This window comes from Cytobacillus gottheilii, assembly GCF_001636345.1.
Lineage (GTDB): Bacteria > Bacillota > Bacilli > Bacillales > Cytobacillaceae > Cytobacillus > Cytobacillus gottheilii.
The window spans coordinates 4,475,948-4,497,825 of record NZ_KV440945.1; the positions used below are offsets into that span (position 1 = coordinate 4,475,948).

Consider the following 21,878-nt stretch of genomic DNA (forward strand, 5'->3'; position numbering starts at 1 on the left):
CAAAGCTGCATAAAGACTGATACTTTAATAGAAATAGAAGGATACAAACATTAAAAGTTAAACGAAATAAATCTTATTACTGAATCTAAAAAAATTGAACTTTTTCTGCTGGTTATTACTCTTAGAAGTGAGCGAGGTGAGAATATGGAAGAAGATCGGCTAATTAAGAAAGCTAAAAAGGGGGATAAAGAAGCTTTACTTACATTGATTATGAATGAAAAGGATGCGTATTATCGTCTTGCTTATACTTATATGGGAAATTCACATGACGCAATGGATGCATTAGAGGATATGATTGTCGTTCTTTATGACAAAATAAATCAGCTTAAAAAGGATCGCTCTTTCTACAGCTGGAGCAAAACGATTTTGGTCAACGAGTGCAAAGCGGCACTTCGGCGGCGCAGCAAACAGTTATTAACAAATGATTGGCACGCAGCAATCGAACCCACTTCAGGCAGCAACTTTTTCTTAGCCAGTGAACAGCAGGTTGATTTAGAGGCAATGCTAAGTCATCTAAGTCACCCTCAAAGGGAAACAATTCAATTAAGATACTTTCATGATCTCGATTATGAAACGATTGCTTCTATAACGGATGTGTCGCTTGGCACGGTTAAATCAAGAATTTTTCAGGGTCTAAAAAAGCTAAGAGAGAAACATGGAGGTGTAAATGAATGAAGGATGAGTGGAATACAATATTTATCAATGAACATCAAAAACTACAGGAAATCAAGGCACCAAAAGAATTGGAGGATCGTTTGCGCCACGCTTTAGAGAAAACACCTCCAAAAAAGGGACGTTTCAAGCCTCTACTTTGGCCTCTTGCAGCAGCTGCACTTATTTTTCTATGTTTCTTTGGTTACCATTACAATGCTGTCGCTTATTATGGTAAAACCTTATTCGGCTTCGACCAGCTATTTACACAATCTTTAAAGGATCTCAATGAAGCTGGAATGGGACAGATGATCGGAAAGGAAACCATTCTTTCTGATGGAAGTGTTTTAACCATTGATGGGGTAATGGCAGATGAAAATCAATTTCTTCTTTATTATACATTGGAAAATTTAAACGGAATTGATCCGGAAAGAAAGGATGTACTACCCAATCTTATCAACGGATTTCTGACAAAATCAAATCCTGTAGGAGGTATATCCAAAGTAAATACCGAAGGAACTGAGTTAAAAGGGACAATGTCATTTGATCCAGTCAGTCCGCTGGCAAAAAAACTAACCGTTTCTTTCCGTGTTGGGGGAATTGAAGGAACGGACACTCTTCTAATCAGCTTTCCTTTTAATCCAAATAAAGCACTGCAAACAGAGATTAAACAAAATGTAAACCAAAGCTTTCAGGGTGATCAGGGAAACATTAAATTTGAATCTTTAAGAGCAACTCCCACTATGACTCTTATTGAGGGCAAAGTTCATTTAGACTACAGGTATGAAGATGACAGCAATTTCATTGACACGATTGAACTTCATGCCAATGGACAACCAATCGAGCGCCTGGGAAGCAGTCTTTCTTCCTCCTTAAATGGGAGTAAAATGGAATTGCGCTTTGATGCTCTCCCGAAAAACCTAGAATCCCTGGAGCTAGTCATTGAAAAGCTTCCTGTCTACAAGGAGATTGCCAAAAAGAGCATAGAGCTCTCTTCTATCAGTGAAGAACCAATTTTAATTGAAGGAAATGAAGTGCTTGTTAAAGAAATATCCGAAACAGCAGTGAGTACTGAAATAACTTTTTCAACCGAGGAGAATGTAAGGCTTAATGGCGTTTCTGTAATTTCAAACGGGAAACACCATCCTTTAGACTCCACCGTTGATGAAAAACTCATTAAAGCAGAGGATGGACGTGTTCTTAAGGAGAGAACGATGGTATTTAATAAAGTCACAAATCCAGAAACTCTTCACATTAACGGTATCCACTATATGAAAGCATATGAGGAAAGAATTCGTATTCCTATAGAGTAATAATATTGAGAGTTCCTGAAACATAGCATTGTGCAGGAACTCTCACTCTCTGTTAGGATGCGTTATAACCTTACAGATTGAAAAACAAATAGTTTCATGCATTCACGTCTGTTCCCCTACCCGAGGGCATCTTATCTTTATTGTTTTTTAAAGATAAATACAGCGCCAGCAACAACAGCCCTGCGACCATAAAACCTGCGCCCCCCAACATGCCAAGCCACCGATTATCTGCATACTCAAGAGCGATGCCGGCACCAAACATAGAGATGCCAATCATGGAATTAGAGATGGTTGCAAATAAACCAAATACAGATCCTTGTTTATTTTTCGGCACGATCCTCATAAGGGTAGAATCAAAACAAGTACCTCCCACACCAGCACAAAATCCAATGGTGATATAGACTAAAACAGCAATCGATACAGAGTGCACCTCGCTCAATATGATAAGAAATAATCCTTCAAAAATAAGGACTGAAAAGCCGATGATCAGCAAATGATTGTGCAGCCGCTCCCCTACAATAAAGCTTAGCATGAGCCCAATTCCCAGTGAACCGTAAAAAATGCCAACGCCCAAGTCACCGAGATGAAATTCTTCAACAGCATATACACTAATCAGTACATTATCTATTCCATTCAGGAGCGGTATAAGAAACTCACTTCCCAGCAGCAGAAGAAGCAGACTAGAAGAAAACAAGAAGGCAATTGTATTTTCTCGTTGAGTGCTTTCGGAAATGATCTCATTTACACTCTCTTTTTTCACCTGCATGCGCGAAAGGATTAAGGCAGCAAGTAAAAACGATACAGCATTTGCCCCGAAAGTAATGTTTGGCCCTAAGTAATACGAAGCCACCCCGCCGCTTAAAGAGCCTCCTATCAAAATAAATCCTATCATCACCTGCTCTAAACTGTTTACTTTTACAAGATTATACTGATTTACGATGATCGGAATTATTGATTTTCTCGCAGGTGCGTAAATAGCCTCTCCTGCTCCGAGAATAAACGTCCCAACATAAATAATCCAAACCTGGTCCGGACTTTTAACAAATAAAAAGGACAGAGCAAAGAATATTCGTATAAGGTCCGTTAACACCAGAATGCTCCTTTTGGAGAATTTATCTGAAAGCCAGCCGCCAAGCGGAGCAAACAGCAGGAACGGAATGACTCGTATCGCTAAAGTCAATCCAACAGCAAAACCGGATCCTGTCAGCTCCAATAATAGAGCTAGAACAGCAACCTGGCTAAAACGGTCGCCAATGCCATTTAGCACACCTGCGCTGAAAAGTTTTCGGTATTCTTTTTCTTCCTTAAACAAGCTGAGCATTTCTACACCACCTAAATTAGATTATCATCTAATTAGATAATAATCTAATTTAGTGAGATACATCAACCTTTTTTTTAGCTGCAAAGTTTACTTTAGAGCGTGTTTGCAAAAAGGTGGTTCATGTTCAGGATTTATAGATAAACGAAAGTTTTGCGGATATCTTGTCTTTACGCACTCTTATATAACATTTACTCAATAAAAAAACCAGGAGAAACAGGTCTCCTGGTCTGATCTTAGGCTATTATTTAAGCGTTTTGTGGTAGCTTAGCAAGTTTTGCTGCAGCTTCTTTCACTTTTTCTAATCCAGCCTCAATAATTTCAGCTGCTTTGTCAGGTGTTGCGTTGTGGCCTTCAATTACTACTTCGTCAATGATGTCCATTCCGAAGATACCGCCAACTACATTGCGCAAGTAGTTAGTGGACATTTCCATTGGAGCCATTTCAGGAGTAGAGTAAACTCCGCCGCGAGCACTTAGGAAGATTGCTTTTTTGTCAGTCATTAATTGAACCATGTTGCCTTGCTCATCGTATTTGAATGAGAATCCTGCTGCATAAACATAGTCAATGAATGTTTGAAGCTTCGCAGGGATTGTAAGGTTCCATAATGGGTATGCAAACACTACAACATCAGCTGCTGATACAGCGTCCATTGCTTTTTGCTTTGCTGCTAATAGTCTTTGTTCAAGATCTGTTAATTCTTCTCCGCTTTGTAACTTTCCAAACGCGTTGAAAAGATCTTGTCCGAAATACGGTGTATCTTCTGCGAATACATCGTAAGTTGTCACATTTAATTGGTCAGCACCTTGTAATGCTTCCATAAATGTTTCATACATTTTGCTGGAAACTCCTTCAGCTGCCGGACGGTTATTTGCTTTCACTACTAATACGTTCATGTCATAATTCCTCCTGTGTAAAATGATTTTAAGGACCTTTTATATAAAGAAAACAAAACATAATGTTTATGTTTAAGGCAATCCTTTAATCATTATAGTAGAAGAATATATAAAAAGCATGAATTTTGCTCACTAATTCAAGATTCTTGAATTAAAGATATTTTTATATAAGAAAGATACTGAGATTATGCAATATCAGTATCTTCCAACTTATAGATATAATCACTATAATTCTAGTTTTATAACTAACAATCATTTCCAAACGTTATCTTTCATTCTTTACTTTGAAAGAGATTGTGGTACCTTGACCAAGACTGCTTGTCATTTGCAGACCCGTTCCATATAACTTTTTTAAACGCAAGTTCGTATTATAAACTCCAACTCCGCGGTTTTTCAGCCGATCATCCGACAGAATTTCATTCATTTTCTGTTTTGTCATTCCGATGCCATTATCAGAAATGGTGATGTTCACTCCCTCACTCTCCCTAGCTATCGAGATAAGAAGCTTTCCTCTACTTTTCCCCGGCAAGATGCCATGCTGAAGGGCATTTTCAACGATTGGCTGGATCGATAATGGCGGAATCATCACATGGAGATCCTCCTCAACTTCCCAGTTCACCTCTAATTTCTCCTGAAACCTTTCCTGCTGAATGAACAAATAAGCTTTAACTAACTCAAGTTCATACTGGATAGGCACAAGTCTCATTGAGTTCTGGAAATCAAAGCTGGATTGCAGATAAATGATAAATGCTTCAAGCATCCTTCGCATTTTATCTGGGTCTTCTTCCTGCAAATACAGGATCGTATTTAAAGTATTATATAAAAAATGGGGCCGGATTTGAGCTTGCAGCCAAGCTGCTTCTAACCTTAAATGTTCCTGAACAGACAGCTTCAGATGTACGAGTGCATCTACTCGCGCTTGCAATTCTATCATTTCAACCGGTTTGGCAACATAATCATTTGCTCCAGCCTGAAAACCCGCATACATATCCTCAGGGCGATTACGTGCTGTTAATAATAAAATAGGCAAATCTGAGATTGAATATCTCTCACGTATCCTTCTTGTCAGCTCATATCCAGACATTTTTGGCATCATTACATCGCTGATAATGAGATCCCATTTTTGATTAAGAAGCTTTATAGCGTCTTCTCCGCTGACTGCAGTTGTAAGTTTATACTCATTGCTGCTGAGCAGATCAGCCAGAACTTTTCCATTAACCGGATCATCATCTACAACTAGAATGCTTGCTGATCTTCCTTTTTCTACTCGCGCTCCTGCTGGCAGCTTTGGCGTGCTTACTTTAATTTCACTTTGCTTTAGAGCTGTTGGTCTTTCTACAAAACTCATTTCCTTGCTGGCCACTGGCAATGTAAAAGAAAAGGTTGTCCCTTCACCAAGGGACGAACGAACAGACAATTCACCCTCATGGAGGTGGATCAGCTCTTTGCAAATAGACAAACCAAGCCCAATCCCGCCGCCAATGGAGGTTATGCTTGGATCCCCTTGTTCATAGGGTTTAAAAATTCGCTTCTGCAGTTCCTCATCCATTCCGATGCCTGTATCTGTTATATAAATGGTTGCTTTCGTTTCATCATGCTCGGCGCGAATTTCAACTGAACCTGTCTCTGTAAATTTGAGCGCGTTATGCACCAGATTATAGAGAATTTGAACCAATCTTCTTTCATCAGCTGCTACACTAGGAAAATTACCGTCTATACTCATTTTGATTTCTAGCTCTTTCCCAGTGTTCATATGCTTCAGCATATCAATTACCCCTGTTGCAGCAGAATCCAGTCTTACTCTCTCAATTTGTAAAAGTATTCCTTTTTCTTTTAATCTTGTAAAATCAAGCAGATCATCAAGCAGCAATGACATTTTCCTGCCGATATTTAAAATTAGCTGTAAATCGGTATTTTTATCTTTTTTAAGAAGCGACTCGGTAATCCCTAAAATACCATGAAGTGGGTTGCGAAGCTCATGAGATGTATTGGCTAAAAAATCATCTTTTTGTTTATTCGATTTTAACAATTCCGAAGATAATATCTCTGTTTCTCTTACTTTGCGAACATAACTTTTCAGCCAAAAAACAGAAAATAAGATAACAGCTGCCATGATATCAAATGGATAAAAGTGATAATCTACTGTAATACGATACTTTAAAATTGACCAAAAAACATTATTTAAAACTGCTGCCGCTGCAAAAAATAGAAATACAACATCTTCCCGCCCGCTGATCACTAGTTTTGCAAACTGTATGAGTGATGCTAATCCCGATATAAAGAGGATCACGCTAAGAAAAAAGCTGTAATTTATAATGATATGTACAGGTACAGAGAATATAAAAACTATATAAATAACGCAAATATATGGATAATAATTAAATAATTTAGGAAGTTTATAATCAAATAGGAAATACTTTATAAACAAAAATAGGAATAATGCTGTACATGTATATATAATAAATATACTTTTTATAAGCGCTGCATAAGTCATTGGAAGAACAGATAGAAGCAATCGATTATCTGAAATTAAAACCATAAAAGAAGCACTAATCATGAGCATCACAAAAAATAAAAGGGCTCTGTTTCTGAATCCGATTAAATACAAAAGAAAAACGTACAACCCATGCAGTAAAAGCACAACAACTACAGCTATTTGGCTTAAGGAGCTAAGTTGAATACTTCTCTCAACGAATTCACTTTTACCGAAAAGTATACCTCCTGCAGAGTTCTTCTTCATGTCTACCCCAAGATCTTCAACATGTATGACTACTTCGGTGTGATCTCCATTTAGCAGAAATTGAACATCATACGGAGTGGATTCAGGTATAGCGTTCCCTGAACCGCCTGCATATTGACCATTTATATAGATGGCCGTTTTTGCACGTACAGATGGAAAACGAATACTGTAGAGTTCGCTAGCATTTTCCTCTTGGCGGTGATTGATCATTATCCGATATGTTCCATAGCCGCCAGATGAATACCACATGTCTTCTACCATGCCGATTTCTTTGCGCCTCTCAGAAAATGAACCAGTATCTATTATGTATGCATCCGAATAAAATTCCCATTGCCCTCCAAGTGCGATTTCTGACTGAGTTAAATGATCGAGTTGGACGATTCCATTGACACCATGAACCTGAGGAACTGAAGTATTGAACATGATCCATAGTGCTCTAGCTAAAATAAGGAAAATAACAAAAAATCCAACTAAAAGAAACAGGTTTTTTTTCTTCATCTTTTACCCCTAAAATATCTGTACTAATTTTCCATTCTTCCTACATTATACGGAAATATAAGAAAAGCAGATAGATTCTCTTGAAAGATAAAATGAAGAGCCTATTCTAAAAAGTCTTCTCGCTGTGGTGAAAAGACATCCAAAATGACAGAACCTTCTTCCAGCGATCTAACACCATGAGCTGCATTTGATGGCACATAAATACTATCTCCAGCTGTCACTTTCTGAACATTTCCATCTAGTTCAAATTGAAAACTCCCCTTTATAATATAGCTAATTTGCTCATGAAAATGTTGATGGAGCGCCCCTACTGCACCTTCTTTAAAGGTAACTTCAACCATCATTAATCCTCCGCCGCGGGTTAAAATTTTTCGGCTCACTCCTTCTCCCACCTCATAAGACGGTACCCCTTCACCATATATAATCATTCTCTCTTCCCTTCCTTTCCGATAAACATTGTATTCATATATTGAACTAGTTCGACTTTATTTAAAAAATACCTATAAAAAATTTCAATTAATGCTCTTTTTGCGAATAATAATGATAATTATTATCAACACTATAGGTAGAAATGTAAGGCAAAAGATTTTTCTGCAATCTTTCATATCTTAGCAGCAAAAAAAATGGGCATGGATTTTCTGATGTTTAAGGTATAAAAAAAGAGACAACCATGGCCGGTTGCCTCCATCATTCTTATAAATCTGCGGGTTCAAACGTTTTGCAGTCGGTTTCACTGCTAGTCGAAGCATCATCTTTTTTGTTATTGACAATATAAATTTGCGTTGCACCACATTTGTTCTCAGAATTGATATTATAAGCACAGCTGTTGACTTCACACAAAACATCTTTTGCCATGAGATAGACACCTCCCTTTATCTCTATTGTACCCAAATAGCGAGGTTCTACTCATATGTGAAAGTTCTTAATGAATTCAATTACTAATGCTTTAGAGCATATCGCTTATTCTTCACTCTCATACTTCTCTAAAAACTGAATAACCTCTTCTTCACTGCCTGAATGGAAGTAAGGTCTGCTATAATTAATCATTTCGCTGTCTGGGTATAAAAGAAAATATGGATATTCAGTATCTGATGGTAACGGCGCGTTATGCTGCTTTACCCATTTTTCATCTACAGGACCAGATTCCCCTATACTTGCAAAATTCCACAACTCATCAAATGAATCAATAAAGGCGTTTACTTCTTCAACCGAACCACCTATTTCATCTTTATAAACAACATACAGTTTAATGGTTCCATCGGTTCCTTTTTTTGCAACCGTCTGTTCCGGCAATGATTCTTTTTTTCCTCCAAACAGCTTATCAAATAATCCCATTTTTTTCTACCCCTCCAGTTTTAAAAAATACTTTTTAATAAGTCAAAAATACTAGGCTTAGTTGCAATATATATTCTAAATGTATAAAAATAACCTCATAAAGAATTTTATCCCATGAGGTTACGGAAGATCAAAGGTTAACCGGTCAATCTTGTATATACGTTTTTGGCCATGGTGATATCAGCGGTTCCGTGAATGATAGCGCGCCCATCCTTGAATAATATCACGCGATAAGGCTCATACTGAAATGAAAGTAAATGTGCATTAGCCAGCATATTTGTGGTCTGCTGTTCCCATTGCTTTGACAAATATTTGAGATCCAGTGTTCTCGGTACCGGAGGACGGATATGAACAGCATCCCTCCCGCATAAAATATCAGCTTTCGTATGTTTCTCCATTGTTAAAAAAGGATGAAGTCTCTCTATTCCACAGCTTGGACAATCAAGGTTCTTCAGTTTTTCGACATTCATCTCTGCATGCTCCATTTTCCAAATATCAAAAGACCGCAAAGTCGGTGTTACATCTTCACCGCTTAGGATTTGCATGGCTTGTGCAACTTGCATAGAAGCAACCCACTGGACAATTGGACTAATTACTCCTTCTGTATCGCACGTTACATTTTGTGATGGAATATAGTCAACCAGACAATGAAAGCATGGTCCCTTTCCAGGCAAGACCGGATAAGTCATTCCATAGCTGCCGACACAAGCGCCAAAGACAAATGGAATGTTATGTTTCATGGCAGCATCATTAATCACTAATCTCGTTTCAAAATTATCTGTTGCATCCATTAAAATGGATGCTCCTTCCGCCAATTCCTCTACATTTTGAAAAAAAATATCCATTACATGCTCTTTTATGATTGTTTGACTGTTTATGGATTGAAGCCGCTGTTTTGCAGCTACTGCTTTAGGCAGTTTCTTCTTTGCATCATCCTCTGTGTACAGCTGCTGTCTTTGCAGATTGCTCCATTCTACATAATCGCGATCTGCTATTACCAATTTCCCAACACCAGCACGAACAAGCATTTCCGAGATCGCAGAACCTAAAGCACCCATTCCAAATACGACTATTGTGCTCTCTTCTATTTTCTTCTGTCCTGTTTTGCCGATGAATAATTCCTGTTTCAAATAACGGCTTTTCAAGATGTGATCATTCCTGTCATCGGACTACTTGCAACTCCATAGTTCTTTTCTTGAATTCTGCCTGCTTCATACCCTAATCTTCCTGCTTCTACCGCCATCTTCATTGCCAATGCCATTTTTACAGGATCCTCCGCCCCTGAAACAGCTGTGTTTAATAAGACAGCATCCGCTCCGAGCTCCATGGCATATGCAGCATCCTTCGGTGAACCAATTCCAGCATCAACAATAACAGGTACATCACTTTGCTCAATGATAAACTGGAGATTTAATGGATTGATAATTCCTCTCCCTGATCCAATTGGAGATGCACCGGGCATAATGCCATGAACACCAAGCTGTTCAAGCCGTTTTGCCAGAACGACATCATCTGATGTATAAGGAAGAACGATGAAGCCTTCCTCCAGTAATAACTCAGAAGCTTTCAGCGTTTCAACAGGGTCTGGCAGCAGCGAACGCTCACAGCCAATCACTTCTACTTTTATCATGTCGCATAATCCTGAAGCTTTTGCCAATTTTGCAATTCTAACCGCCTCTTCCGCTGTTTTTGCACCTGCTGTATTAGGCAATAATGTATATCTCTTTAAATCAAGCTGCTCTAGAAAATTAGGCTGTGTTTCCTCAAAAATATTCATTCTTCTTACTGCAAATGTAAGAATTTCACTTTCAGAGACGTCTACTGCCTTCTTTTGCACCTCAAAAGTTGGATATTTTCCGGTTCCCAGCAGCAATCTGGACTGATACGTACGATCTGCAATTTTTAACATGTATTAACCCCCTCCTACAAAATGAATAAGCTCTACTTTATCACCAGTATTTAATTGATGGCTTTCATATTTGTCTTTCAGTACAATGTCTTGATTGATTTCCACAATAACAATACGATTTTGCAGTTCTAAAAAGGCTAGAAGCTGAGCAGTCGTTTTTACGTGCTCTGGCAATTCATGTACCTTTCCGTTTAGCTCGATCTTCACCTATTCACCCCCTCCCAGTTGAAACCGCCGATGGAAGGCGATCAATTTTAAATGCCTCCACCCATTCTGGATTAACTGGATTGCCGGTTATTAAATCGGCGATCATTCTCCCTGTTCCAGGAGCTAACAATATACCGTTTCTTTGATGACCAGCTGCAAAGTAGAGACCTTTCTGTTCCAGATGTTCTCCGATAAAAGGAAAACCATCAAAAGTTTGCGGTCTTAAGCCAGCCCAGCTTCTCAGCCATCTCATTCCTTGAATGGGAGGCAGCATTTCTTTTGCCTTTTTAATCACCATTTCAATCCCCTCAAGGGTGGGTTCTTCATTCCAGTCATTCCATCTTTTCGTAGCACCCACAATGAGTTCATTATTGTTTCTTGGGACAATATAATGCTGGTCATGGAAGATGGAGTGTGCAAGCGGCAGCTGATCATTTAAAACTGCAATACACTCACCTTTTACTGGAATAATCGCATTCATTAACCCTGTTTGCTGAAAGAAATAATTGCTCCACACACCGCTGGCAATTACCACCTGATCTGCCGTATACGATCCCTGTGTGGTATTAACCTTGTAGTGGCTGTGTTCATTAACCACCGACAAAACCTTCGTAAATTCATAAATCTCTGCCCCAAAAAGGAATGCCCCTTTACTGAAACTATTAGAAGCAATGGCAGGAGTTACATGGACATCCTCCTTTAAAAATGACGCACCAATGATTTGATCCGTTAAAAGCGGTACTTTTCTTTTTGCTTCCTCTCTTGTCAGCCATTCTATGTCTGGCAGCTGCATAAGAGAATTCCTTTCTTCTCTCTCTTCGGATGTGAAGGCAAGCTGAAGCAGTCCGCCTTTTTTCATTTCAAAATCAATTCCCGTTTGTTCTTTTAATTCATGATATAGCTCCTTGTATAAAAGCTGGCTGCTGCGTGCAAAGGAGTATACATGCTGAAATTCCTTATATTCCGAATGAGCACCAAGCATACCGGCTGCGGCACTAGTTGACCGGCTTCCAATTTCTCGCTCTTCGAATAGAGCAACTTTGCGTTTATCCTTCGCCAAATAATAAGCGATTGCACTGCCAATAATTCCGCCTCCTATGACAGCTACTTCAGTGTGATTGGTTTTTAACATGTGCACACCTCTCCTTTAATCTTTTAGCAGCGTCAGCTGGGTTACTGGATGCAAAGATTGCTGACATAACAGCTGCTCCATCAGCTCCGTATGAGGCAACTTGTTCAATACGGTCCTCATCAATACCGCCAATGACAAACAGAGGGATTGAAACGGATCTCTTTATATCTCGGATGGAGCTTAATGAAATCGGCTCCTTTCCCTTTTTACTGTCTGTCGGAAAACAATGGCCATACAGCATATATGCTGCACCTTGTTTCTCCGCTCTTAAAGCTTCTTCAAGATTATGAATAGATATGCCTGCATTTAAATGGGGGTAGCTTTCATTCACCTGCTCAAGCGGCAGTCCATTTCCAGGCAAATGCAGCTGCTGCAGCTGTAAAAGGAGAGCAACATCCATACGATCATTCATTAGCAGTTTTTCCTTCGGCACTCCCTCGTTAATTAAGCGCTTACCTAATTGACACAGTTCCCCCGCACTGCGCTGTTTCTCTCTAATTTGGATAAAATCAACATAAGGATGAATTTGAATAATTGATTTCATTAATTCATTGATCTCTTGACACCCATTCGTCACAGCCATCAGCTTCACATTCTTAGCCCCTTTCTTTTTCAGCCAAACAAAAAACCACTCCCCTAAATATAGGAAAGTGGTTAAAATTTGCGCACGCTTAAATAAGCGCAAATGTATGAATGATAGCGCCACTTTCCTACGCAGGTACGAACCTGTTCAGGTTATGAGGGTTTAAAAGTAACTACTTTATTCTCAGCCCTTATCAAGGGATCCCCTAGTGTGAATCTTATTATAAAACTGTTATACATATTTTAGCATAAATTAAAAAGGTTTCCACCTTTTTTTCAAGATTTATAGGTGCTTCATTCAACCTTCAATTGGCTCGATATGTATTTCCAGCAATGCCTAAGTTGATATTAGGACATATATATACGCAAAAAAAAGAAGCAGTGCATTGGAACACTGCTTTGCTAGATGCTATGATTTCATTTCAACTGGTTTTTTTTTCGTAGTTTTTAAGTTTCTTCTTATCATCTCTTCTGCTAGCATTGCAATAAAATCTTCATCAAGTTCTAGTCTTATTGCATCTTGATAGGCTTCGATTAATTCCTCATTTGACATTTTCAAAACAAACCTTACCCCTTTGACACAGTTTTACCCTTATATTTTACATTTTGTTCTGTAACAGTACAAAGTAAATTTTTATATTTCCTTCAAAGATGAAAGTGCGAGGACAAGGGCTTTCCGATAAAATTCCTCTCGCTCTGCTGATAGTTGGCCTTCAATTTTAGAATAAATTCTCTCAAAATTATCAATTATATGCTCTGTTTTCATTCCTCTGCTCGTTAACACATTGTTAAGCCAGTGTGAATAATCGAGGAAAATCTTTGGTTCATTGACAGAAAAAGCTGTTTCGAGATTTTTAAAGTGATGCCCGTTATCTTCCTTGCACTTTTCTTTGCCCCGTTCTCCAAATCGCTCCATCAGTTCGGGGTAGGCAAGATATGTATCCTTCATGACATCTTCTATGATGTTTGCAATAATTATATCATCATTCATCCTTATCACCTCTATCAATAGCATTTCCGGAGCTGCATTTACGATCCTTACATATCTATAGGCAGAATAATGGTAAATTGCGAGCCGCTTTCTGCTTCACTTTTCACCTCAATTGTGCCTCCATGCATATTGATAATATGCAGTGAAACAGCCAATCCAATTCCAGTTCCCTTCTCTTTCATCGTGAAAAATGGGGTGAAAAGGTTTGCAATGGTTACTTGTGTCATCCCGATTCCATTGTCCTCAAATGAGATACTAATGGCATCATCTGTTAAATCCGTTCTTATGAGAATTTGTCCATTGTTTCTGTTTTTGCTATTTTGGATCGCTTCCATCCCGTTTCTCAGGATGTTTAAGAAGACTTGCTTCATCTGCTTCACATCAACATTAACAGCAGGCAGAATATGTTCTTTTACATACTTTACTTCACAATGGATCTTTTTTGATTCTGCATTTGTCAGCTGGACCACTTCAGTAATCATTTTCTGCAGGTTGGATTGGGTTTTGTTAGGAGTAGCTGGTTTCGTCGTATTCAAATATTGGTAGATAAGATTGTTTGCCTGATTGATTTCGTCTAATGCTATATTTGCATAATGCTCTTTGCCAATCGAGCTTAAATGCGGCTTAAGCAATTGTAAAAAACCCCTGATACTTGTTAAGGGCTTCTTCAATTCATCTGCAATGTGACTGACTAACTTACTAATATTCGATAGATTGTCATGCTGCATAAGAAGCTGCTGCACTCTTTTTAAAGAGTGTTCGAGTTCATCCTGTTTCTCAGCAATTGTAAGGTTTTCGTTATTCAGCTGTTTTTCCAGCTTTGTTACAAATGATTGGACCTGATGAACAAATTCTTGTTTTTCAATACAAAAAACATTTAACTTCTTTTCTGAATCCCATTGAATATATACATCAAAAAGGGTAATAGGCTGGTGCTTCGTCAGCATATTAATTTCAATCTTCGTTTGGCCGACGTTAGATTTCATAAACTTTTCGACCTTTTTTATACTTCCATAATCAACCAAATCCATAAAATTGGACGCTTGCGGGAAATGCTGAAATACTTCGTCAGATACTCCCAGGATCTTTAATTGCTCATCCATTATAAAATATGGGAAAGGGACAGATTCAATATAGTTCTTAGCTACCGACATAATCTCTGCTGCTAATCCTATTATTCACAAGCCAATCATTAACCTCAACCAAATCCTTCAGCACCACAGTTTTACTTTTAAGATAATCATTTAATGGATACATGGTTGATACTCTCCCTCCAACTATAATCTTCGGCTGATAGTCTAATTGGTCAATTTGCTCCACCAATCGGATCAGATTCGGAAGATTATACACGATAGATATTGAGATACATAGGACATCTGGTCTCCACTTATTTGCAAATACAACTGCATCATGTACAGGAAGATTTGATCCAAAAAAGCGTATATCCCAGCTATGTTCTTTAAAGACATTGTGGACCATTTTTAGACCTAGACTATGTTCTTCCCCTTCTATGCAAAACATCATTACCTTGCCTGGAGACTTCTTTTTTTCGACCGCAGCACTTTCTCCTACTTTAGAAAGCACAAAACTGCATACATTGGATGCAATATGCTCCTCTGCCACAGAAATTTCGTTTTCCTCCCAAAGCTCGCCTATGTATCTCATTACTTTCGTTACTAGCATTTCATAAATATATAGACGATCGTATCCTTCATCAATCAATTTTGATATTTCAACCCATGTGCCGTGTTCGTCTCCTTTTAGCATTAAACCTGCTAAATCCTTTACTATTTTTTCTTGCATTGCAAACACTCTTTTACCGTTTTTATCATCAGTTTAACAGAAGAAAGTACCATCTACTAGTAGAATTTGATAGATTATGGAATTTTCATAAAAATCCTCTATTTGAATTTTAATCTTTCTAACTTCCCAACTGACATCGCTAGAAATAGAGATCTGCCTAACGTAAAAATAATAAACGAAAGCCACAGCTGATGCGGTGTCATGGCTGATTGGACAGCAAAGGTATACACCAGAAACATGATGAGCGCCATAAAAATACTATTGCGCACATATTTTGCTTCAGCCGCTCCTGAAAACACACCTTCCAGCTGAAGATTCCAGAAGCCCACAATTGGGTATACCACCATCCAGATTAAAAGTGAGGCAGCCTGAATTCTTACTTCCTGAATGTTTGTAAAAAAGGATAAAAGCTGTTCGCCAAAAAGTAAAACGGCGAGCGCTAACACGCCTGCAGATATAGCTCCCCATGTAAAGGAAAGCGAAAGTGTTCGTTTGAACAAGGTTTTTTGCTGACTGCCAATGGATTTGCCAATCAGGATACTAGAGGCATTTCCAAATCCTCCAATCAGATAGGCTATTATATAGTGGATCTGCAGTAAAATACTGTTTGCTGCCAGCGCCACTTCATCCATTCTGGCACTCATCGCTGTAAAAACACCTGTCATGGTTAATAGACAAATAGATCTTAAAAATAAATCTCTATTTAATATAAGCATTTTCATAAATGCATCTTTCTTTAAGATCAGCTTCCAGCGAACGGAACTCATGTCGATTTGTTTCATCTTTAGTACAAAATATAGTCCTATGAAAACGGTGCTGACTTCAGCGATTAACGTAGCAATCGCCACTCCCGCTACACCCATTCCAAAACCGAGTACAAATAAGAGATCCAATAAAATATTGCATATGTTCATATATACTTGTGTAGCTAATGATAATTTGACCTTCCCTAATCCCATCAGCCACCCAATTAACACATAATTTAATAGTGCAAAAGGCGCTCCCCAGATTCTTATGGAGAAATACGCAGAGGTCAATGACTCTATTTCAGATTGGATGCCTAATAATTTTTGAGAAACATACAGAATTGGACCTTGCAGAATAATAAAAATAAGACCAATACCAAGTGCTATGGCCATAGGACGCAAAAATGATAAGGCAGATTCCTCCTTATCATTTGCACCGATTGCCTGTGCTGTTAAGCCTGTTGTACTTACTCTTAAAAAGCCCAGCAGCCAGTAAATTGTATTAAAAATAACTGCACCGATAGATACAGCACCTATCCCCACCGGATCAGGCATCCTCCCTACTACAGCAGTATCAACAGCTCCGATCAGCGGTGTTGAAATCCCTGCAATAATCAGCGGAATGGCCAGTTTAATATATTCCTGATGAGTGACAGTCGTCTGTAAACCCTTTGAAACGGCTGATTTCCGCATTTCCATTCTATTTAATCCTCCGATGGACATATGCCCTTAAAATATTTCAATTAATTCCTTTGTATACGAATGACGATCCTCTGAAAATAGTTGAGAAACAGGAAATTGATCGACTATTTTTCCTTTTTTCATCACCATTATCTGCTGGCTTAATTGATTAACAGCTGTTAAGTCATGTGAAATAAATAAATAAGATAGCTGTAATTGTTGGCGAAGCTCCCCCAATAAAGCTAATACTTCCGCTTGCGTGATCACATCAAGACTAGCAGTTGGCTCATCAAGAATCAACATTTCAGGTTCAATACTGATGGCCCTTGCAATGGTCACGCGCTGCCGCTGTCCGCCGCTGATTTCATGCGGATATCTGTCTCCCATCCCTTTCGGCAATCCAACCGCTTCTAAAAGCTGATTGACGTACTGATCCTTTGACGTAAAAGAAAAATGAGTTAATGATAACTCCTTTTGGTATTGAAGATATGGGTCTAGTATGGAATCCTTTATTTTCAAGCGGGGATTTAAGGCTGCTGTAGGATTTTGAAAAATAATCTGTATATCCTTACGAATTGGCCGAAGCTGACTTTGGTTTAACTTTTGAATTTCCTTGTCTTTAAAAGTGATTGAACCAGCATCTACACTCTCCAGCCGAAGCAGGCAGCGTGAAAGTGTACTTTTTCCACAGCCGCTTTCGCCGACAAGGCCAAGACATTCTCCCTTTTTCAGATCAAATGATATATGATCCACGGCGTTTATTCCATTATAGGATTTAACTAGATCTTTAACTGAAAGTAGGTTCATGTTTTTTCTCCTCTTCTAAACCTGAACGCAGCCCGCTGCTTAAGATAGGAGCTGCTTTAATCAATTGACGGGTATATTCGTGTCTCGGATGATCGAGTATACGGTGTTTTCCGCCCGTTTCAATAATCTGGCCATCCTTCATGACAGCCAGACGATCGGCATAGCGCCTAACATGACGCCAATCGTGCGTAATAAAAAGAATGGCACAGCCCGTATCCTTCTGCTTTTGAGCTAATAACTGCAGAATTTTATGACTTGAAACACTATCCAAAGCAGTCGTGATTTCATCTGCAATCACAAGTTCTGGTGAGAGCATAAGCGCTAAGGCGATTGAAACACGCTGAAGCTGCCCTCCGCTAAGCTGAAATGCATACCTTTTATAAAAAGATGCATCCAATCCGACTGATTCCAGCGCTTCAATGGCATTCTCTTTTCGTTTCTCTTTACTTGAGATGCCATGTGCTTTTTGATACTCCTGAAAATGCTGAGCAATCGTTCGAAAAGGAGTAAAAGAGCCATGATAATTCTGAAAAATATATGAAATTCGCTTGCCGCGAATATCTTTCATTTGCTTCCTGTCTAAAGTCAGCATGTTTTGATCCATGAACTGAATAGTTCCATTCGCCTTTAAGTTTGCCGGCAGCATCTGTCCTATAGCCTGTGACAACACGCTTTTTCCGCTCCCGCTTTGACCCACTAAGGCGAACCATTCCCCTTTCCGAACGGACAAAGAGACATTATGAACAAGCTGTTTTTCCTTCGTGCTGACATTTAATTGTTCAATTGATAGAATCATCCTTGCATCTCCTTTTTAACATCAAAGCGATCTCTCCAATAATCTCCAAGCATATTTGTAATTAATACGACAAGTACGATCGCTAAACCTGGATAAATCATTAATTCAGGATGTGATTGGAAATGTGATTTTGAGTCGTTCAGCATTGTGCCCCACTCTGGAACTGGCGGCTGTGCACCAAGACCAATATAGGAGAGGGAAGAAATTAATAAAATGATTTTCCCTAGGTCCAAACTTGCCATGACAAGGACATTCCCTACAATATGAGGAATCATATGCTTTTTGATAATGCTAAATGAAGATAATCCATTTGTGCGAGCTGCTAAAATATAGTCCTTCTTAGACTCAATCATGACAGTACTGCGGACAAGCCGCGCGTAATTCACCCATTTGACCAATACAATGGCAAGCATTAAGTTCCCAATCCCAGGACCAAGCAAACCGCTAAGCACAATCGCTACAATCGTATCTGGAAATGCCAAAAACCCATCCGCAATTCTCATAAAAATACGATCAACGACACCACCCTTATACCCTGATATAAGGCCGATGGGAATTCCAACGAGCAGGGCAGCCAGAAGCGCAAATAAACTATAGCCAATCGTCTGCTGTCCGCCTAACAGAAGCCTTGTCAAAACATCTCTGCCAAGATGATCGGTACCCAGCGGATGCTCCCAGCTCGAGTCCTGCAGCCTTTCGCCAAGATTGGTTAATGTTGCATCGTGCTGTAAATATAAGAAGGTATAAAGACAAACAAGCACAATAACGACAAGCAGAAGCTTGAGCAAATTTAGCTGCCATTTTCCTTTTTGTTTTTTTTGCGCAAGAGCATACAACAACTTCATTATTTGTTCTCCATTTCTTTCATTCTGATCTCAGGGTTTAAGTAGCGAAGCGAGAGATCAACACATGTATTTACGACAAATACAATCATAGCCATCACCAATATATATCCCTGAATTAAGGGGTAATCTCTCTGCCGAATCGCTTCGACGACAAGACTTCCTAAACCAGGATAGGAAAAGATGACTTCAATAACAACAACACCGCCGATTAAACTCCCTAAGCTCACACCAAAAACAGTAATGACAGGCGGAATACTATGTCTGAATGCATGCATGAAAAAGATCCGGACTTCCGACAATCCGCGTGCACGTGCTGCTCGAATAAATTCCTGGCTAAACGAATCAAGCAAACTAGAACGAAGGAGACGCACATATACACTCGAAATTGCCAAACCTAATGTGATAGATGGCAGAAATAAAGACATGATTCCGTCTCTTCCCATCGTTGGGAACCAATTTAACTTAACTCCAAAGAGCTGAATGAAAATAAGCCCAAGCCAAAAGCTAGGGATTGCCGCTCCAATAATTGATAGAATTCTGCTGACATGATCGATCCAATGATCACGATATAGAGCCGAAAGGGAGCCCAGAGGAATAGCGACCAGCAGCATGACAACAATCGCACCTAACGATAACTCTATAGTAGCAGGTAAAGCAGCAGCAATCATGTCCATCACTTTTTGTCCTGTTACAAAGGATTCGCCAAAATCTAATTGGATAAAATTCAAAAGCCAGAGCCCGTACTGGACGAGAACTGGCTGATCGAATCCCATTTCAGTTCTAAGAGCTTCTACCTGCTCCTGGCTTACTGAAAGTTCATCTACATTTAGAATAGTTAAGACTGGATCACCAGGGGCTAGCCTAATGAACAGAAAGCTAACAAACGTAATAAATAAAACGAATATTAATACTTCAAGGAATTTCCTGGTGATGATTTTAAACATTATTTCACATCCAACTTATTGTTAATCATATAGTACTCACTTTTGGTTGTTACCCAATTTGCCACTTTGTCCTTATTATAAGCAACAATGGTAGAAGGATGCAGCACAAACGAGTTAATCATTTGTTCATTCACATAGTCAGCAGCTTGCTCGGCTAGTGCAGAACGCTCATCTTGGTCTACCGCTTGATTCAGCTCATCAATAATAGCTGTCAGTTCTGGCTCATCAGCTCCGCTAAAGTTTAATGCTCCTGTTGGATGGTAAGTAGCATTCAAGTAATATCCAGCATCTCCGCGTGGTGCTGTCAAATTACTGTAAGTAGCTAAATCCCAATCACGGTTTGAAGCCATATATTCTTCCGGAATTTCAATTTGTCTAATTTCCACTTCAATGCCAATTTGTTTTGCATCTGATTGGAACACCTGTGCAATCAGCGGCAAATCTGCTCTCGCAGGATATGTGAGAAGAGTTAGCTTAAGTGGCTCTCCATCCTTTTGCATTACACCATCCTGCATTGTATATCCGGCTTCTTTTAAATATTCAACGGCTACGTCAGCACCTTGCAGCTTTTCCTCATAATCCGGTGCAAACGGAAGTGAAGGCAAAAACGGTCCAGCAGCAGCCTCAGCATGTCCAAGAAGAATTTCATCAACAATTCCCTGTCTGTCAATTAATGCATCGACAGCACGGCGGACATTAACATCCTTTAAACTTTCTCTTTGGACATTCATCGTCATTTGGTGAACACGGAATGTTGCTGTTGACTCTACTTCAATCGATCCATCAGATTGCAGGTTTTCTAAGCTTTCAACTTCTGGACGGTAAACAATATCAACCTGACCTGATTCCAGAGCTAACGAGCGTGCATTTGCATCTTCATTGAAAGAGAATGTTACAGTATCTAATTTTGATGCGCCATCCCAGTAATCATCAAAACGCTCAAGCTCCAGCTTGCTGCCCGGTGAAAATGATGTAAGCTTAAAAGGTCCTGTGCCAATCGGATGGTTAACAATATCTTCTTCCGTCACATCAATAATAGAAACATTTGGGTTCACTAGTTCTGAAATAAACTCTGGAAAAGGCTCCGTTGTAATCTGCAGTGTAAGACCATCTGCTTCGATACTTTTTATTTTTAATGCATTCTGAATCGCTACATTTTCTGCTAATGCTCGATCTAAGGACTTTTTAACCGCTTCTGCATCCATTGTATTTCCGTTCTGGAATTTGATGCCCTCATGAAGCTGGATTGTCCAATTTTCACCATCTTCACCTTCCCAGCTTTCAGCCAGCCAAGGTTCGATGTTTAAGTTTTCTTCATCTAAGCGGATTAGCGTTTCAGCAATCCCTGCTCTGATAGGAACATAACTAGAATCTACATGCGGATCCAGTGAATTGGTCGAGAAGTTATATAAGAAGTGAATATTCTTCTCTCCGTCTTCTTCTCCTTCCTCAGATGAGGTGCCTACACATGCCGTAAGCATAACTGCACATATAATTAAGATCATTAAACTCATCCATTTTTTCTTTATGTAAAATGTATTCAACACAAAAACCTCCAAAACGAAATAATTACGATTCTAATAGTATCGTAACCGTTACGATTTATCAAGGAAAATTTTAATCTCTTTTCTATTCTATTTTTATTCATGTATAATATTTCACATTGCCATAATTAATAACTTCA

At 39.0% G+C, this 21,878-nt stretch carries 23 protein-coding genes and 1 riboswitch; of the genes, 2 read left to right on the forward strand and 21 right to left on the reverse strand.

The window, feature by feature from the left end; translation table 11 throughout:
* The first annotated feature begins 144 nt into the window (after positions 1-144).
* Both A6754_RS21675 and A6754_RS21680 read left to right on the forward strand, forming a co-directional pair.
* Positions 145-675: an RNA polymerase sigma factor gene (locus A6754_RS21675; RefSeq protein WP_066450916.1), complete on the forward strand. Its 531-nt coding sequence runs from the start codon at positions 145-147 to the stop codon at positions 673-675.
* On the forward strand, positions 672-1,964 hold the full coding sequence (locus A6754_RS21680; protein WP_066450918.1) for a DUF4179 domain-containing protein: 1,293 nt from the start codon (positions 672-674) through the stop codon (positions 1,962-1,964). Before A6754_RS21675 ends, A6754_RS21680 begins: the two co-directional genes overlap by 4 nt.
* A 94-nt stretch (positions 1,965-2,058) precedes the next feature.
* Here the strand turns inward: A6754_RS21680 and A6754_RS21685 are convergent, their stop codons facing one another.
* From A6754_RS21685 to nikA, 21 genes are all read right to left on the reverse strand, one after another.
* Complete coding sequence (locus A6754_RS21685) at positions 2,059-3,285, reverse strand: MFS transporter (protein WP_066450921.1); 1,227 nt, start codon at positions 3,283-3,285, stop codon at positions 2,059-2,061.
* 245 nt (positions 3,286-3,530) lie between these two features.
* Positions 3,531-4,178, reverse strand: a complete 648-nt coding sequence (locus tag A6754_RS21690; protein WP_066450924.1) for an FMN-dependent NADH-azoreductase — start codon at positions 4,176-4,178, stop codon at positions 3,531-3,533.
* 265 nt (positions 4,179-4,443) lie between these two features.
* The gene (locus A6754_RS21695; RefSeq protein ID WP_066450927.1) at positions 4,444-7,416 is read right to left on the reverse strand and encodes a hybrid sensor histidine kinase/response regulator; all 2,973 of its coding nucleotides are present in this window, start codon (positions 7,414-7,416) and stop codon (positions 4,444-4,446) included.
* 101 nt (positions 7,417-7,517) lie between these two features.
* Positions 7,518-7,844 (reverse strand): cupin domain-containing protein, encoded by a 327-nt coding sequence (locus tag A6754_RS21700; protein WP_066450928.1) that lies wholly within the window; start codon positions 7,842-7,844, stop codon positions 7,518-7,520.
* A gap of 265 nt (positions 7,845-8,109) precedes the next feature.
* Positions 8,110-8,271, reverse strand: a complete 162-nt coding sequence (locus A6754_RS21705) for a DUF1540 domain-containing protein (protein ID WP_066450929.1) — start codon at positions 8,269-8,271, stop codon at positions 8,110-8,112.
* A 105-nt stretch (positions 8,272-8,376) separates the two neighbouring features.
* Positions 8,377-8,751, reverse strand: a complete 375-nt coding sequence (locus A6754_RS21710; RefSeq protein ID WP_066450931.1) for a hypothetical protein — start codon at positions 8,749-8,751, stop codon at positions 8,377-8,379.
* A gap of 137 nt (positions 8,752-8,888) precedes the next feature.
* A complete protein-coding gene (locus A6754_RS21715; protein ID WP_066450934.1) occupies positions 8,889-9,896 on the reverse strand; it encodes a ThiF family adenylyltransferase in 1,008 nt (335 codons plus the stop codon).
* Positions 9,893-10,660 (reverse strand): thiazole synthase, encoded by a 768-nt coding sequence (locus A6754_RS21720; RefSeq protein WP_066450936.1) that lies wholly within the window; start codon positions 10,658-10,660, stop codon positions 9,893-9,895. The genes A6754_RS21715 and A6754_RS21720 overlap by 4 nt, the downstream gene beginning before the upstream one ends.
* Positions 10,661-10,663: 3 nt before the next feature.
* Positions 10,664-10,867: a sulfur carrier protein ThiS gene (thiS, locus tag A6754_RS21725; RefSeq protein WP_066450939.1), complete on the reverse strand. Its 204-nt coding sequence runs from the start codon at positions 10,865-10,867 to the stop codon at positions 10,664-10,666.
* A gap of 4 nt (positions 10,868-10,871) precedes the next feature.
* A complete protein-coding gene (gene thiO / locus A6754_RS21730; protein ID WP_066450942.1) occupies positions 10,872-11,999 on the reverse strand; it encodes a glycine oxidase ThiO in 1,128 nt (375 codons plus the stop codon).
* Positions 11,977-12,582 (reverse strand): thiamine phosphate synthase, encoded by a 606-nt coding sequence (locus A6754_RS21735; protein ID WP_082851849.1) that lies wholly within the window; start codon positions 12,580-12,582, stop codon positions 11,977-11,979. The genes thiO and A6754_RS21735 overlap by 23 nt, the downstream gene beginning before the upstream one ends.
* A 107-nt stretch (positions 12,583-12,689) precedes the next feature.
* A riboswitch (TPP riboswitch) is annotated at positions 12,690-12,799 on the reverse strand.
* Between the two features lie 191 nt (positions 12,800-12,990).
* Positions 12,991-13,134 carry a sporulation histidine kinase inhibitor Sda gene (gene sda / locus A6754_RS22605; RefSeq protein ID WP_246586650.1) on the reverse strand — a complete coding sequence of 48 codons (144 nt, stop codon included), beginning with the start codon at positions 13,132-13,134 and terminating at the stop codon, positions 12,991-12,993.
* A gap of 81 nt (positions 13,135-13,215) precedes the next feature.
* Positions 13,216-13,572, reverse strand: a complete 357-nt coding sequence (locus A6754_RS21740) for a hypothetical protein (protein ID WP_066450951.1) — start codon at positions 13,570-13,572, stop codon at positions 13,216-13,218.
* A gap of 47 nt (positions 13,573-13,619) precedes the next feature.
* The gene (locus A6754_RS21745; protein ID WP_066450953.1) at positions 13,620-14,726 is read right to left on the reverse strand and encodes an ATP-binding protein; all 1,107 of its coding nucleotides are present in this window, start codon (positions 14,724-14,726) and stop codon (positions 13,620-13,622) included.
* Positions 14,713-15,375, reverse strand: a complete 663-nt coding sequence (locus A6754_RS21750; protein ID WP_066450954.1) for a cobalamin B12-binding domain-containing protein — start codon at positions 15,373-15,375, stop codon at positions 14,713-14,715. The genes A6754_RS21745 and A6754_RS21750 overlap by 14 nt, the downstream gene beginning before the upstream one ends.
* Positions 15,376-15,473: 98 nt before the next feature.
* A complete protein-coding gene (locus A6754_RS21755; RefSeq protein WP_066450965.1) occupies positions 15,474-16,820 on the reverse strand; it encodes an MATE family efflux transporter in 1,347 nt (448 codons plus the stop codon).
* A gap of 30 nt (positions 16,821-16,850) precedes the next feature.
* Positions 16,851-17,609: an ABC transporter ATP-binding protein gene (locus A6754_RS21760; RefSeq protein WP_066450970.1), complete on the reverse strand. Its 759-nt coding sequence runs from the start codon at positions 17,607-17,609 to the stop codon at positions 16,851-16,853.
* Positions 17,590-18,405 (reverse strand): ABC transporter ATP-binding protein, encoded by an 816-nt coding sequence (locus A6754_RS21765; protein ID WP_066450972.1) that lies wholly within the window; start codon positions 18,403-18,405, stop codon positions 17,590-17,592. Before A6754_RS21765 ends, A6754_RS21760 begins: the two co-directional genes overlap by 20 nt.
* Positions 18,402-19,250 (reverse strand): nickel transporter permease, encoded by an 849-nt coding sequence (gene nikC, locus A6754_RS21770; RefSeq protein ID WP_066450975.1) that lies wholly within the window; start codon positions 19,248-19,250, stop codon positions 18,402-18,404. Before nikC ends, A6754_RS21765 begins: the two co-directional genes overlap by 4 nt.
* On the reverse strand, positions 19,250-20,194 hold the full coding sequence (nikB, locus tag A6754_RS21775; protein ID WP_066450977.1) for a nickel ABC transporter permease: 945 nt from the start codon (positions 20,192-20,194) through the stop codon (positions 19,250-19,252). The genes nikC and nikB overlap by 1 nt, the downstream gene beginning before the upstream one ends.
* A complete protein-coding gene (gene nikA / locus A6754_RS21780) occupies positions 20,194-21,675 on the reverse strand; it encodes a nickel ABC transporter substrate-binding protein (protein WP_371806984.1) in 1,482 nt (493 codons plus the stop codon). The genes nikB and nikA overlap by 1 nt, the downstream gene beginning before the upstream one ends.
* Positions 21,676-21,878: the final 203 nt, after the last annotated feature.

Bases quoted from the DNA above. Each gene is read 5' to 3' on its own strand.
- A6754_RS21750 (WP_066450954.1), bottom strand. From the start codon at position 15,375: ATGCAAGAAAAAATAGTAAAGGATTTAGCAGGTTTAATGCTAAAAGGA.
- A6754_RS21710 (WP_066450931.1), bottom strand. From the start codon at position 8,751: ATGGGATTATTTGATAAGCTGTTTGGAGGAAAAAAAGAATCATTGCCG.
- A6754_RS21735 (WP_082851849.1), bottom strand. From the start codon at position 12,582: ATGGCTGTGACGAATGGGTGTCAAGAGATCAATGAATTAATGAAATCA.
- A6754_RS21720 (WP_066450936.1), bottom strand. From the start codon at position 10,660: ATGTTAAAAATTGCAGATCGTACGTATCAGTCCAGATTGCTGCTGGGA.
- A6754_RS21680 (WP_066450918.1), top strand. From the start codon at position 672: ATGAAGGATGAGTGGAATACAATATTTATCAATGAACATCAAAAACTA.
- thiO (WP_066450942.1), bottom strand. From the start codon at position 11,999: ATGTTAAAAACCAATCACACTGAAGTAGCTGTCATAGGAGGCGGAATT.
- A6754_RS21745 (WP_066450953.1), bottom strand. From the start codon at position 14,726: ATGTCGGTAGCTAAGAACTATATTGAATCTGTCCCTTTCCCATATTTT.
- A6754_RS21695 (WP_066450927.1), bottom strand. From the start codon at position 7,416: ATGAAGAAAAAAAACCTGTTTCTTTTAGTTGGATTTTTTGTTATTTTC.
- A6754_RS21760 (WP_066450970.1), bottom strand. From the start codon at position 17,609: ATGAACCTACTTTCAGTTAAAGATCTAGTTAAATCCTATAATGGAATA.
- A6754_RS21705 (WP_066450929.1), bottom strand. From the start codon at position 8,271: ATGGCAAAAGATGTTTTGTGTGAAGTCAACAGCTGTGCTTATAATATC.
- sda (WP_246586650.1), bottom strand. From the start codon at position 13,134: ATGTCAAATGAGGAATTAATCGAAGCCTATCAAGATGCAATAAGACTA.
- A6754_RS21675 (WP_066450916.1), top strand. From the start codon at position 145: ATGGAAGAAGATCGGCTAATTAAGAAAGCTAAAAAGGGGGATAAAGAA.
- A6754_RS21755 (WP_066450965.1), bottom strand. From the start codon at position 16,820: ATGGAAATGCGGAAATCAGCCGTTTCAAAGGGTTTACAGACGACTGTC.
- nikB (WP_066450977.1), bottom strand. From the start codon at position 20,194: ATGTTTAAAATCATCACCAGGAAATTCCTTGAAGTATTAATATTCGTT.
- A6754_RS21765 (WP_066450972.1), bottom strand. From the start codon at position 18,405: ATGATTCTATCAATTGAACAATTAAATGTCAGCACGAAGGAAAAACAG.
- A6754_RS21700 (WP_066450928.1), bottom strand. From the start codon at position 7,844: ATGATTATATATGGTGAAGGGGTACCGTCTTATGAGGTGGGAGAAGGA.
- A6754_RS21685 (WP_066450921.1), bottom strand. From the start codon at position 3,285: ATGCTCAGCTTGTTTAAGGAAGAAAAAGAATACCGAAAACTTTTCAGC.
- nikA (WP_371806984.1), bottom strand. From the start codon at position 21,675: ATGCTTACGGCATGTGTAGGCACCTCATCTGAGGAAGGAGAAGAAGAC.
- A6754_RS21690 (WP_066450924.1), bottom strand. From the start codon at position 4,178: ATGAACGTATTAGTAGTGAAAGCAAATAACCGTCCGGCAGCTGAAGGA.
- nikC (WP_066450975.1), bottom strand. From the start codon at position 19,250: ATGAAGTTGTTGTATGCTCTTGCGCAAAAAAAACAAAAAGGAAAATGG.
- A6754_RS21740 (WP_066450951.1), bottom strand. From the start codon at position 13,572: ATGAATGATGATATAATTATTGCAAACATCATAGAAGATGTCATGAAG.